The sequence below is a fragment of the Streptomyces sp. MS191 genome, assembly GCF_008042125.1.
Classification (GTDB): domain Bacteria; phylum Actinomycetota; class Actinomycetes; order Streptomycetales; family Streptomycetaceae; genus Streptomyces.
In genome coordinates this window covers 280,897-294,243 of sequence record NZ_RDBI01000040.1, presented here as the reverse complement: position 1 = coordinate 294,243, position 13,347 = coordinate 280,897, and the positions used below count along the sequence as shown (strand labels likewise).

The 13,347-nt window shown below is 72.5% G+C and carries 11 protein-coding genes and 1 pseudogene; 11 read left to right on the top strand and 1 reads right to left on the bottom strand.

Features of this window, described 5'->3' with window-relative positions:
• Positions 1–18: 18 nt before the first annotated feature.
• On the bottom strand, positions 19–2,169 hold the full coding sequence (locus tag EAO71_RS08180; protein ID WP_147977106.1) for an ATP-binding protein: 2,151 nt from the start codon (positions 2,167–2,169) through the stop codon (positions 19–21).
• A 169-nt stretch (positions 2,170–2,338) separates the two neighbouring features.
• Here EAO71_RS08180 and EAO71_RS38645 point away from each other — a divergent pair.
• The 11 genes and pseudogenes from EAO71_RS38645 to EAO71_RS08130 all read left to right on the top strand — a co-directional run.
• Positions 2,339–2,764 (top strand): annotated as a pseudogene (locus EAO71_RS38645) (DUF948 domain-containing protein); the annotation flags it as partial.
• 12 nt (positions 2,765–2,776) lie between these two features.
• Positions 2,777–3,127, top strand: coding sequence for a DUF6167 family protein (locus EAO71_RS38640; RefSeq protein ID WP_261992217.1), 351 nt, complete (start codon positions 2,777–2,779; stop codon positions 3,125–3,127).
• Positions 3,127–5,796: an alanine--tRNA ligase gene (alaS, locus tag EAO71_RS08170; RefSeq protein ID WP_147977105.1), complete on the top strand. Its 2,670-nt coding sequence runs from the start codon at positions 3,127–3,129 to the stop codon at positions 5,794–5,796. Before EAO71_RS38640 ends, alaS begins: the two co-directional genes overlap by 1 nt.
• 2 nt (positions 5,797–5,798) lie before the next feature.
• Entirely contained in the window at positions 5,799–6,263 is a 465-nt protein-coding gene (gene ruvX, locus EAO71_RS08165) for a Holliday junction resolvase RuvX (RefSeq protein ID WP_147979172.1), read from the top strand.
• Positions 6,264–6,364: 101 nt separating this feature from the next.
• Entirely contained in the window at positions 6,365–8,161 is a 1,797-nt protein-coding gene (gene mltG, locus EAO71_RS08160; RefSeq protein ID WP_147977104.1) for an endolytic transglycosylase MltG, read from the top strand.
• Complete coding sequence (locus tag EAO71_RS08155; RefSeq protein WP_147977103.1) at positions 8,161–8,991, top strand: shikimate dehydrogenase; 831 nt, start codon at positions 8,161–8,163, stop codon at positions 8,989–8,991. Before mltG ends, EAO71_RS08155 begins: the two co-directional genes overlap by 1 nt.
• Before the next feature lie 210 nt (positions 8,992–9,201).
• Positions 9,202–10,386, top strand: a complete 1,185-nt coding sequence (gene aroC, locus EAO71_RS08150) for a chorismate synthase (protein WP_147977102.1) — start codon at positions 9,202–9,204, stop codon at positions 10,384–10,386.
• A gap of 44 nt (positions 10,387–10,430) precedes the next feature.
• Entirely contained in the window at positions 10,431–10,916 is a 486-nt protein-coding gene (locus EAO71_RS08145) for a shikimate kinase (protein WP_384871847.1), read from the top strand.
• Positions 10,913–12,007: a 3-dehydroquinate synthase gene (gene aroB, locus EAO71_RS08140; RefSeq protein ID WP_147977101.1), complete on the top strand. Its 1,095-nt coding sequence runs from the start codon at positions 10,913–10,915 to the stop codon at positions 12,005–12,007. The genes EAO71_RS08145 and aroB overlap by 4 nt, the downstream gene beginning before the upstream one ends.
• Positions 12,004–12,450 carry a type II 3-dehydroquinate dehydratase gene (gene aroQ / locus EAO71_RS08135; protein WP_147977100.1) on the top strand — a complete coding sequence of 149 codons (447 nt, stop codon included), beginning with the start codon at positions 12,004–12,006 and terminating at the stop codon, positions 12,448–12,450. The genes aroB and aroQ overlap by 4 nt, the downstream gene beginning before the upstream one ends.
• Before the next feature lie 250 nt (positions 12,451–12,700).
• A partial coding sequence (locus EAO71_RS08130) for an AAA family ATPase (RefSeq protein WP_261992058.1) occupies positions 12,701–13,347 on the top strand: 647 nt, incomplete at its 3' end.

The following is a 13,347-nucleotide window of genomic DNA, read 5'->3' as shown; positions in this document are numbered from 1 at the left end:
CCGCGCACTTCGCGGTCTTCAGCCCGCCGCTTCCCCGCCCTTTCCGGTGGGGGAGCCGGCGGGCTTCCGCGTGTCCGGGACCGTCGTACGGAAGGGGCGCGGGTACGCGGGCCCCCGCGCGCCCGTGGCCGGATCCCGTCGCTCCAGCAGCGCCCGTTCCACCGCGACGTGCAGCGGAAGGGTCATCCCCTCGCGCAGGGACGCCGCGTAGCGCTCCACGCCGAGCCGCCGGCCCGCCTCCCGCTCGCAGAGCGCGCGCGGCCCGCTGAAGGACACCGAGCCGAACAGCCGCAGACCCACCGCGTCCCACATCGGGATCGTGGCCCCCTGCAGGACCGCGGCCTCCGCCGCGTCCCCCTCGCTCGCCGTGACCAGGGCCAGCAGCTCGATCGCGAGGACCAGCCCCACCAGGTCGTGGAAGGCGTGGTCGATGGTGATGCACTCGGACAGCAGCCGGCGCGCCTCGCCCTGCTCCTCCCGGGTCCAGGCCGCGTAGGCCAGCACGTAGAGCGCGTACGCCCGGGTCCAGCGCTCGCCGCGCTCCTCGCAGATCTCCCGGACCTCCTCGCACAGCGCCACCGCGCTCTCCAGGTCCCCCTGGAACACCCGGGCCATCGCCAGCTCGACCTGGCCCATCAGCACGTTGCTGTTCAGCTCGCCCAGTTCCCGGTAGGCCGCCAGCGCCTCGCCGATCAGCCGCTCCGCCCGGGGCATGTCGTCCGAGAGCAGCGCCAGGCAGCCCATCCGGTGCGTGGCGTACGCCTGCGCCACCCGGTTCCCGGTGGCCCGCGCCCGCTCGCCGCACTCGTGGAGCGCCGCCACCGCCGCCGTGCCGTCCCCCTGCAGGATCGCCACGTAGCCGAGCACCCACAGGGCCTTCAGCCGGGCGTCCTCGTGCTCCGAGTCGAACGCCAGCGCGCGGTCGAGCCAGTGCCGGCCCTCCGCGAGCCGCCCGCACCCCGCCCAGTAGAACCAGAGCGTGCCCGCCAGGTGCTGCGCCAGATGCGCCTCGTCCGGCTCCTCCAGACACAGCTCCAGGGCCGCCCGGAGGTCGGGCAGCGCGACCTCGGTACAGGCCGCCACCTCGGCCTGCCGCGGGCTGAACCACTCCAGCTCGCACCAGGTCGCCAGCCCCGTGTACCAGTCGCGGTGCCGTCGGCGCATCCGCTCGCCGTCCCCCAGCTCCGCCAGCCACTGCGCCCCGTACGCGGCGACCGTGCCCAGCATCCGGTAGCGCGGCCCCGCGGGCGTGTCCACCCGCGACACCAGCGACTGCGCGAGCAGTTCGCCCAGCACCTCCAGGACCCGCTCGGCCGGGAGACCGGGGCCGCCGCAGACGTACTCCACCGCGTCCAGGTCGAAGGGCCCGGCGAACACCGAGAGCCGCGCCCAGAGCAGCCGCTCCTCGGGCGTGCACAACTCGTGGCTCCAGCCGATCGCGGTCCGCAGCGTCTGATGGCGGGGCAGGGCGCCGCGGGTGCCGGTCGAGAGCAGCCGGAAGCGGTCGTCGAGCCGGTGCAGCATCTGCTCGACGGTGAGCAGCGGCATCCGGGCGGCCGCGAGCTCCAGGGCCAGCGGGATCCCGTCGAGCCGCCGGCACAACTCCCGTACGGCGCCGGGGTTCTCGACCGAGGGAGCGCCGGCGCCCGTCGCCGCGACCCGTTCGGCGAACAGGGCGACCGCGTCCTCGTCGCCCATCGGCGGCAGGGTGAGGACCGCCTCCCCGTCCAGCCGCAGCGGACGGCGTCCCACCGCCAGCACGGTCAGCCCGGGGCAGGCGGTCAGCAGGTCCCGGAGCAGCGGGGCGCACGCCTCGACGAGGTGCTCGAAGCCGTCCACGACCAGCAGCAGCCGGCGGTCGGCCAGGTGCTCGACGAGCAACTCGCGCGGCGCGCGCAGCGTGTGATCCGTCAGGCCCAGCGCCTCGACCAGGGCATGGGCCACCAGGCCCGGATCCCGCAGCGCCGAAAGCGCGGCCACGCGCACCCCGTCGGGGTGCCGCCCCTCCGTCCCGGCGGCCACGGCGAACGCCAGCCGCGTCTTGCCGACGCCACCCACGCCCACCACGGTGACCAGGCGGAATTCGCCGAGCAGCCGGGCCAGTTCGCTCCGCTCGCCCGCCCGTCCGACGAACCGGTTCAGCTCCGCGGGGAGGTTACTCCTTCGCATGGGACACGGAGCGTACCCAGCCGCACGCGCTCCGTACAATCGGATCGCGCGATCCCCCTCCCACGAGCGGCGATGCCCGCCGTAATGCGGTACGGCGCAAGACCACGGGCGCGATAGGGTCGGAGGACGACTTTTGGCAAGGGCCGACGACGGCGGAGAGTGGTGCGGAGTGACCGGTGGAGAGGTTGCCGGGATCCTGGTGGCCGTGTTCTGGGCGATTCTCGTCTCCTTCCTCGCCGTGGTGCTGGTGAGGCTGGCGCAGACGCTCAAGGCGACCACCAGACTGGTGGCGGACGTGACCGAACAGGCGGTGCCGCTGCTCGGCGACGCCTCCGCGACCGTGCGGTCGGCGCAGACGCAGCTCGACCGCGTCGACGCGATCACCTCGGACGTCCAGGAGGTCACCTCGAACGCCTCGGCGCTCTCGACCACCGTCGCCTCCACCTTCGGCGGTCCGCTCGTGAAGGTCGCGGCCTTCGGCTACGGCGTGCGCAAGGCGCTCGGCCGGAACCGGGACGGGGCACCCCAGGCGCCCTCGCCACGTGCCGTCGTCGTCGGTCGCACGGTGCCGCCGGCGCGGCGCCGGAAGCAGAAGGGCTGWGCCTCGATGTTCCGCCGTACGTTCTGGTTCTCCGCCGGCGCAGCCGCCGGCGTGTGGGCCACCACCAAGGTCAACCGGAAGCTCCGGCAGCTGACGCCCGAGAGCCTCGCCGCGCAGGCGGCGAACAAGGCGGTCGAGGCCGGCCACCGTCTCAAGGACTTCGCCCTCGACGTCAGGGCGGGCATGGCCCAGCGCGAGGCCGAACTCGAGGAGGTGCTGGGCATCGAGGCACAGCCCGGGCGGGAACTCCCCGCGCAGCGCCGTCTCTTCGCCCTCGACGAGCCGCCGCAGCGTTCCCCGCAGAACCCCACGCACATCCACCGCACGATCCCGTACAACCGGAATGAGGACCACTGATGGAGTCGGCTGAAATCCGCCGCCGCTGGCTGAGCTTCTTCGAGGAGCGCGGTCACACCGTCGTCCCTTCGGCGTCGCTCATCGCGGACGACCCGACTCTGCTGCTCGTCCCCGCAGGCATGGTGCCGTTCAAGCCGTACTTCCTCGGTGAGGTCAAGCCGCCGTTCTCGCGCGCCTCCAGCGTGCAGAAGTGCGTCCGGACGCCGGACATCGAAGAGGTCGGCAAGACCACCCGCCACGGCACGTTCTTCCAGATGTGCGGCAACTTCTCCTTCGGCGACTACTTCAAGGAAGGCGCCATCAAGCTGGCCTGGGAGCTGCTGACCACCTCGGTGGAGCACGGCGGCTACGGGCTGGACCCGGAGCGGCTCTGGATCACCGTTTACCAGGAGGACGACGAGGCCGAGCAGATCTGGCGCGACGTCGTCGGCGTCCCCGCCGAGCGCATCCAGCGCCTCGGCAAGAAGGACAACTACTGGTCGATGGGCGTCCCCGGCCCCTGCGGCCCGTGTTCCGAGATCAACTACGACCGCGGCCCCGAGTTCGGCGTCGAGGGCGGCCCGGCCGTCAACGACGAGCGGTACGTGGAGATCTGGAACCTGGTCTTCATGCAGTACGAGCGCGGTGAGGGCTCCGGCAAGGACGACTTCCCGATCCTCGGCGAGCTGCCGTCGAAGAACATCGACACGGGCCTCGGCCTGGAGCGCCTGGCGATGATCCTCCAGGGCGTCCAGAACATGTACGAGACGGACACCCTCAAGGTCGTCATCGACAAGGCCACCGAGCTGACCGGCGTCGACTACGGCAAGTCCCACGAGAGCGACGTCTCGCTGCGCGTGGTCGCCGACCACATGCGCACCTCCGTGATGCTCATCGGCGACGGCGTCACCCCCGGCAACGAGGGCCGCGGCTACGTCCTGCGCCGCATCATGCGCCGCGCCGTCCGCAACATGCGCCTGCTCGGCGCCACCGGCCCGGTCGTCCAGGACCTGGTGGACACCGTCATCGGGACGATGGGCGAGCAGTACCCGGAGCTCGTCACCGACCGCAAGCGCGTCGAGACCGTCGCCCTCGCCGAGGAGGCCGCGTTCCTCAAGGCCCTCAAGGGCGGCACCAACATCCTCGACACCGCCGTGACCGAGACCAAGGCCGCCGGCGGCACGGTCCTCTCCGGCGACAAGGCGTTCCTGCTCCACGACACCTGGGGCTTCCCGATCGACCTCACCCTGGAGATGGCCTCCGAGCAGGGCCTCTCCGTGGACGAGGACGGCTTCCGCCGCCTGATGAAGGAGCAGCGGGACCGCGCCAAGGCCGACGCCAAGGCCAAGAAGACCGGTCACGCCGACGTCACCGCCTACCGGGAGATCGCCGACACCAGCGGCGCCACCCAGTTCACCGGTTACACCAACACCGAGGGCGAGAGCACCGTCGTCGGCCTGCTCGTCAACGGGCTCCCGTCGCCGGCCGCCTCCGAGGGCGACGACGTCGAGGTCGTCCTCGACCGCACCCCGTTCTACGCCGAGGGCGGCGGCCAGATCGCCGACCAGGGCCGGATCAGGCTGCACAGCGGCGCCGTCATCGAGATCCGCGACGTCCAGCAGCCGGTGCCCGGTGTCTCCGTGCACAAGGGTTCCGTCCAGGTCGGCGAGGTGACCGTGGGCTCCACCGCCTACGCCACCATCGACGTGCGCCGCCGCCGGGCCATCGCCCGTGCCCACTCGGCCACCCACCTCACCCACCAGGCGCTGCGCGACGCCCTCGGCCCGACGGCCGCCCAGGCCGGTTCCGAGAACCAGCCCGGCCGCTTCCGCTTCGACTTCGGTTCGCCGAACGCCGTTCCCGGCGCCGTCCTCACCGACGTCGAGCAGAAGATCAACGAGGTCCTCTCGCGCGAGCTGGAGGTCCACGCCGAGGTCATGCCGATCGACGAGGCCAAGCGCCAGGGCGCCATCGCCGAGTTCGGCGAGAAGTACGGCGAGAAGGTGCGTGTCGTCACCATCGGCGACTTCTCCAAGGAGCTGTGCGGCGGCACGCACGTCGGCAACACCGCCCAGCTGGGTCTGGTGAAGCTGCTCGGCGAGTCCTCCATCGGCTCCGGCGTGCGCCGGATCGAGGCCCTCGTCGGTGTCGACGCGTACAACTTCCTCGCCAAGGAGCACACGGTCGTCGCCCAGCTCCAGGAGCTGGTCAAGGGCCGCCCCGAGGAGCTGCCGGAGAAGATCTCCGCCATGCTCGGCAAGCTGAAGGACGCCGAGAAGGAGATCGAGAAGTTCCGCGCGGAGAAGGTCCTCCAGGCCGCCGCCGGTCTCGTCGAGGGCGCCCAGGACATCCGCGGTGTCGCCCTGGTGACCGGTCAGGTCCCGGACGGCACGGGCGCCGACGACCTGCGCAGGCTGGTCCTCGACGTGCGCGGGCGCATCTCGGGCGGCCGTCCCGCCGTCGTCGCCCTGTTCACCACGGCCAACGGCAAGCCGCTGACGGTCATCGCCACCAACGAGGCGGCCCGTGAGCGCGGTCTCAAGGCCGGCGAACTGGTCCGCACGGCCGCCAAGACCCTCGGCGGCGGTGGCGGCGGCAAGCCGGACGTCGCCCAGGGCGGCGGCCAGAACCCGGAGGCGGTCGGCGAGGCCATCGCCGCCGTCGAGCGCCTCGTGACGGAGACGGCGTGACGATGCGCCGCGGTCGCCGTCTCGCGATCGACGTCGGGGACGCCCGGATCGGGGTCGCCTCGTGCGACCCCGACGGGGTCCTCGCCACCCCGGTGGAGACCGTGCCGGGACGTGACGTCCCGGCCGCCCACCGGCGGCTCAGGCAGATCGCCGAGGAGTACGAACCGATCGAGATCGTGGTCGGCCTCCCTCGCTCCCTCTCCGGGGGCGAGGGGCCGGCCGCGGCCAAGGTGCGGGCCTTCGCCCAGGTGCTGGCCCGCGGGATCGCCCCCGTCCCCGTCCGGCTGGTGGACGAGCGGATGACGACCGTGACGGCCAGCCAGGGGCTGCGGGCCTCCGGCGTGAAGTCGAAGAAGGGGCGGTCCGTCATCGATCAGGCCGCCGCTGTGATCATCCTTCAAAACGCTCTTGAGTCCGAACGGGTATCAGGTAATCCGCCCGGCGAGGGCGTCGAAGTGGTCACCTGATCGCGATACGGTAACGTTCCGCGCGATGCGGCGGCATTCGAACAGCTGCCGCACTACGTAGAGGCGGACCGTCCGGACGTCTCGCGGCTGTTTGGGGATCGATGACTGAGTATGGCCGGGGCTCCGGCTCCGAACCGTGGCATCCCGAGGACCCGTTGTACGGGGACCAGGGATGGGGAGGCCAGCAGCAGCAGTACCCGCAGCAGGCGCAGTACGGCCAGCAGGACCCGTACGCCCAGGGTCAGCCTCAGGGGCAGGGACAGCCCCAGGGGCAGGCCCAGGGGCAGGGCTACCACCCCCAGTACCAGCAGCCGCAGCATCCCCAGCAGCAGGCGTACCAGCAGCATCAGCAGTACAACGATGCCCAGTACAACGATCCTCGGTACGCCGATCCCGCGTACGGCGACCAGACGTACGGCGGGCAGCAGCAGGGCGCGTACGGACACCAGCAGGGGCAGCAGGGCCAGGGCTACGACACGCCCGGGTACCCCGCACAGCAGTACGACACGAGCTGGGAGACGGGCCAGGCGGCGATGCCGTACGGCGCCACCCCCGCCGATCCCTACGGGGGCCAGAGCCCGGACCTCTACGGCACCCCGGAGGCGTACCCGCCGCCGCAGCCCCCCGGCCGGCGGCAGGCACCGCCCGCCCGTCCGGCCGAACCCGAGCCGGAGACCGACTGGCAGGCGGAGGCCCCGGAGGAGGAGAAGCACCCCTTCTTCACCGGCGAGGACGACGGCGACGACGAGTACGACGACGACCCGGCCGAGTCCCGCTCGCGCACCGGCGGCCGTGACCGCCGCGGCAAGGACAAGGGCAAGAAGAAGAGCAAGAACGGCTGCGCCTGCCTCGTCGTCGCGCTCGTCCTCGCGGGCGGCGTCGGCGGCGTGGGCTATTTCGGCTACCAGTTCTGGCAGGGCCAGTTCGGTGCGGCACCCGACTTCGCGGGCGCGGGCTCCGGCTCGGTCCAGGTCGAGATCCCCAAGGGCGCCGGCGGCTACGAGATCGGCAACATCCTGAAACGGGCCGGCGTCGTCAAGAGCGTCGACGCCTTCGTCTCCGCCCAGGGCAAGAACGCCAAGGGCAACACCATCCAGGCGGGCGTGTACACGCTGAAGAAGGAGATGTCCGCGGAGAGCGCCGTCTCGCTGATGCTGAACCCGGCGAGCCAGGCCAACTTCGTCATCCCCGAGGGCCGCCGCAACGTCTGGGTCTACGAGCAGATCGACAAGAAGCTCGAACTCGAGCCCGGCACCACCCAGGGTGTGGCCAAGGCGCAGGCCGGGAAGCTCGGCCTGCCGACCTGGGCCGCCGGCCACTCCAAGCTCAAGGACCCGCTGGAGGGCTTCCTCTTCCCCGCGAGCTACCCGGTCGCCAAGGGCCAGAAGCCCGAGGACGTGCTGCGCAAGATGGTCGCGCGGGCGAACCAGGAGTACGCGAAGTTCGACCTGGAGGCCAAGGCCAGGGAGCTCGGCGTCAAGGGACCGTGGGAGCTCGTCACCATCGCGAGCCTCGTCCAGGCGGAGGGGACCTCGCACGACGACTTCCGGAAGATGGGCGAGGTCGTCTACAACCGCCTGAAGCCGGGCAACGTGCAGACCAACGGCATGCTCGAGTTCGACTCCACGTACAACTACGTGAAGAACCAGAGCAAGCTCGACCTCTCCCTCGAGGAACTGCGCAAGTACGACAACCCGTACAACACGTACTACTACCGCGGGCTGCCGCCCGGACCGATCGGCAACCCGGGCGCCGAGGCCATGCAGGGCGTGGTCAACCCGACGAGCGACGGCTGGTACTACTTCATCTCCCTCGACGGGAAGTCGTCCAAGTTCACCAAGACCAACGCCGAGCACCAGAAGCTGGTCGAGCAGTTCAACAAGTCGAGGAACAACTGATGCCCGCACCACGGCGCGCAGCCGTCCTCGGCTCCCCGATCGCCCACTCGCTGTCCCCGGTGCWGCACCGGGCCGCCTATGCCGCGCTCGGGCTCACGGACTGGACGTACGACCGCTTCGAGGTGGACGAGGAGGCGCTGCCCGGCTTCGTCGCCGGTCTGGACGCCTCATGGGCGGGACTGTCGCTGACCATGCCGCTCAAGCGGGCGATCATCCCGCTGCTCGACGGGATCAGCGACACGGCCGCCTCGGTCGAGGCCGTGAACACGGTCGTCCTCACCGAGGACGGCCGCCGGCTCGGCGACAACACGGACATCCCCGGCATGATCGCGGCCCTGCGCGAGCGGGGCGTGGAGAAGGTGGAGTCCGCCGCCGTCCTCGGCGCGGGAGCCACCGCGTCCTCGGCGCTGGCCGCCCTGGCCCGGATCTGCGCCGGCCCCGTCACCGCCTACGTCCGCAGCGAGGCCCGGGCGGCCGAGATGCGGGGCTGGGGCGAGCGGCTGGGAGCGGACGTCCGCACCGCCGACTGGGCGGACGCCGCGGAGGCGTTCGCCGCGCCGCTGGTGATCGCCACCACCCCGGCCGGGACCACCGACGCCCTCGCGGCGCGGGTCCCGGACGCGCCCGGCACCCTCTTCGACGTGCTCTACGACCCCTGGCCGACCGCGCTCGCGGCAGCCTGGGAGGAGCGCGGCGGACCGGTCGTCGGCGGCCTCGACCTCCTGGTCCACCAGGCCGTCCTGCAGGTGGAGCAGATGACGGGCCGCGCGCCCGGACCCCTGGCGGCCATGCGGGCGGCCGGCGCCGCCGCGCTGCCCTCCGCCCACTGACCCGGGCACCCGCCGCACACCGGTCCGGCGCCCCCGTCGAACCGGTGTGCCACGCTCCGACGATTGCCCGGGCTTTTCGTTCCGCATCGTCCGACTAATGGACCGGCTATCAGGTCGGGGCCCCGGACGTGGGAGGATCGAGGTCGGCGGGCCAGGGCCGCGCACCCGGTCGTGCCGTTGCAGTGCCAGGCGCGAGCATGAGGAGCATCGTTGAGCAGGTTGCGTTGGCTGACTGCGGGGGAATCCCACGGACCCGCCCTGGTCGCGACGCTGGAGGGCCTTCCCGCCGGCGTCCCGGTCACCACTGAGCTGGTGGCCGACCACCTCGCGCGGCGGCGTCTCGGCTACGGACGCGGCGCGCGGATGAAGTTCGAGCAGGACGAGATCACCTTCCTCGGCGGCGTCCGCCACGGGCTCTCGCTCGGTTCCCCGATCGCCGTGATGGTCGGCAACACCGAGTGGCCCAAGTGGGAGAAGGTCATGTCGGCCGACCCGGTCGACCCCGCGGAGCTCAAGGAGACGGGCCGCAACGCGCCCCTGACCCGGCCCCGCCCGGGCCACGCCGACCTCGCCGGCATGCAGAAGTACGGCTTCGACGAGGCCCGGCCGATCCTGGAGCGCGCCAGCGCCCGGGAGACCGCCGCCCGCGTCGCCCTCGGCGCCGTCGCCCGCTCCTTCCTCAAGGAGGCCGCGGGCATCGAGATCGTCTCCCACGTCGTCGAGCTGGCGGCGGCCAAGGCCCCGTACGGCGTCTACCCGACGCCCGCCGACGTGGAGAAGCTCGACGCCGACCCGGTCCGCTGCCTCGACGCCGACGCCTCGAAGGCGATGGTCGCGGAGATCGACCAGGCCCACAAGGACGGCGACACCCTCGGCGGCGTCGTCGAGGTCCTGGCCTACGGCGTGCCCGTCGGCCTCGGCTCCCACGTCCACTGGGACCGCCGGCTGGACGCCCGGCTGGCCGCCGCCCTCATGGGCATCCAGGCCATCAAGGGCGTCGAGGTCGGCGACGGCTTCGACCTCGCCCGGGTGCCCGGATCGCAGGCGCACGACGAGATCGTCACGACCCCCGAGGGCATCAGGCGCACCTCCGGCCGCTCCGGCGGCACAGAGGGCGGCCTGACCACCGGCGAGCTGCTGCGCGTCCGTGCGGCGATGAAGCCCATCGCCACCGTCCCGCGCGCGCTGGCCACCGTCGACGTCGTCACCGGCGAGGCCGCCCAGGCCCACCACCAGCGCTCCGACGTCTGCGCCGTGCCCGCCGCCGGCATCGTCGCCGAGGCCATGGTCGCGCTCGTCCTCGCGGACGCCGTCGTCGAGAAGTTCGGCGGCGACAGCGTCCCGGAGACCCGCCGCAACGTCCGGTCGTACCTCGACAACCTGCACATCCGGTGACGGCGGCCGTGCCGCACGGACCGCTGGTCGTCCTGGTCGGGCCGATGGGCTCCGGCAAGTCCACGGTGGGCGCGCTCCTGGCCGAGCTGCTGGGCGCGCCCTACCGGGACACCGACGCCGACATCGTCGCCGCCCAGGGCCGCGAGATCTCGGACATCTTCGTCGAGGAGGGCGAGGAGCACTTCCGCGCCCTGGAGCGGGCGGCCGTCCGCACCGCGGTCGCCGAGCACGAGGGCGTCCTCGCCCTCGGCGGCGGCGCGATCCTGGACGCCGGGACCCGTGAACTGCTCAGCGGCCTGCCCGTCGCCTATCTCTCGATGGACGTCGAGGAGGCGGTCCGCCGCGTGGGCCTCAACACCGCGCGGCCGCTGCTCGCCGTCAACCCGCGCCGCCAGTGGCGCGAGCTGATGGAGGCACGCCGCCACCTCTACACCGAAGTCGCACGCGTCGTCGTCACCACCGACGACCGCACCCCCGAAGAGGTCGCGAGCGCGGTCCTCGACGCACTGGAGCTGAAGAAGGACGTATGACGGACCAGGAAGTCACCCGCATCGAGGTCGGCGGTTCGGCGGGCACGGATCCGTACGAGGTGCTGGTCGGCCGGCAGCTGCTCGGCGAGCTCCCCACCCTGATCGGCGACAAGGCCAGGCGCGTCGCCGTGATCCACCCCGAGGCCCTCGCCGAGACCGGCGAGGCCCTGCGCGCCGACCTCGCCGACCAGGGCTACGAGGCCGTCGCCATCCAGGTGCCGAACGCCGAGGAGGCCAAGACCGTCGAGGTCGCGGCCTACTGCTGGAAGGCGCTCGGCCAGACCGGCTTCACCCGTACCGACGTCATCGTCGGCGTGGGCGGCGGCGCGACCACCGACCTGGCTGGCTTCGTCGCCGCGAGCTGGCTGCGCGGCGTGCGCTGGATCGCCGTCCCGACGACCGTGCTGGCCATGGTCGACGCGGCGGTCGGCGGCAAGACGGGCATCAACACCGCCGAGGGCAAGAACCTCGTCGGCGCTTTCCACCCGCCCGCCGGCGTGCTGTGCGACCTCGCCGCACTGGACTCGCTGCCCGTGCACGACTACGTCAGCGGCCTCGCGGAGATCATCAAGGCCGGCTTCATCGTCGACCCGGTGATCCTCGACCTCATCGAGGAGGACCCGCAGGCCGCCCGCACCCCGGCCGGCCCCCACACCGCCGAGCTGCTCGTCCGCTCGATCAAGGTCAAGGCAGAGGTCGTCTCCGGCGACCTCAAGGAGTCCGGCCGCCGCGAGATCCTCAACTACGGCCACACCCTCGCGCACGCCATCGAGAAGAACGAGCGCTACAAGTGGCGGCACGGCGCCGCCGTCTCCGTCGGCATGGTCTTCGCCGCGGAGCTCGGCCGGCTGGCCGGACGGCTCGACGACGCCACCGCCGACCGGCACCGCAGCGTCCTGGAGTCGGTCGGCCTGCCGCTGACCTACCGCGGCGACCAGTGGCCCAAGCTGCTGGAGACGATGAAGGTGGACAAGAAGTCCCGCGGCGATCTGCTCCGCTTCATCGTCCTCGACGGGCTCGGCAAGCCGACCGTGATGGAGGGCCCCGACCCGGCCGTGCTGCTCGCCGCCTACGGCGAGGTGTCCGCGTGAGCGAGCTCCGGCGGGTCCTGGTGCTCAACGGCCCGAACCTCGGCCGGCTCGGCTCCCGTGAGCCCGACATCTACGGCGCCACGTCGTACAAGGGCCTGGTGGAGTCGTGCCGGGCCCTCGGCGAGGAGCTGGGCTTCGACGTCGACGTGCGCGAGACCAACGACGAGGGCGAGATGATCCGCTGGCTGCACGAGGCTGCCGACGGATCCGTGCCGGTCGTCCTCAACCCGGGCGCGTTCACGCACTACTCGTACGGGATGCGCGACGCCGCCGCCCAGCGGACCGCGCCGCTGATCGAGGTGCACATCTCGAACCCGTACACGCGGGAGGAGTTCCGGCACACCTCGGTCGTCGCGGCCGTGGCGACCGGGACCATCGCCGGCTTCGGCATCGGCTCCTACCGGCTCGCGCTGCGTGCGCTCGCCGAGGAACTCACCGCCTGACGCCCACACGGCGGCCTCCGGGCACGTCGAACCGCCCCCGCCCGTTCCCTTGTTCGGGGCCGGGGGCGGTAACGTTCCCCGGAGTATCGGCCGTACGAGACGGAGTGGCGCCGGATGCAGCACAGCGTGGGGGCTCCGTTGCCACCGCCCGAACAGCACGGATGGGCCTCGGGCGGGCCGGGAGCGAGACGGAGTGGCGCCGGATGCAGCACAGCGTGGGGGCTCCGTTGCCACCGCCCGAACAGCACGGATGGGCCTCGGGCGGGCCGGGAGCCCGGGAGCCGCGCCCCCGGCCGGCCCGCCCGCCGGGGACTCCACCGGGTACGTCCAGCTGCCGCCGGTCCCCATGCCGGCCGCGCCGCCCGCCGAGCCCGGCACCGGAGCCGCCACCCTGGCCGTCCTGCTGATCGGCCCCGCCGGAGCGGGCAAGACCACCGTCGCCCGCCACTGGGCCCGCAGCCGCCGCGTGCCCACCGCGCACATCAGCCTCGACGACGTGCGCGAGTGGGTGTGCTCGGGCTTCGCGGACCCGCAGTCGGGCTGGAACGAGCACTCCGAGGCCCAGTACCGCCTGGCCCGCCGCACCTGCGGCTTCGCCGCGCGCAACTTCCTCGCCAACGGCATCTCCTGCATCCTCGACGACGCCGTCTTCCCCGACCGGCCCGTCGTCGGCCTCGGCGGCTGGAAGCGGCACGTCGGCCCCGGCCTCCTTCCGGTCGTGCTGCTGCCGGGTCTGGAGATCGTGCTGGAACGCAACGCCGAGCGCAGCGGCAACCGGCGCCTCTCGGACGAGGAGGTCGCCTCCATCCACGGCCGGATGGCGGCTCCGGTGCCGGGCTCGGCGGGCGGCGCGGCCGGCATGGGGACCGGCGGCAGCTGGACGTACCCGGTGGAGTC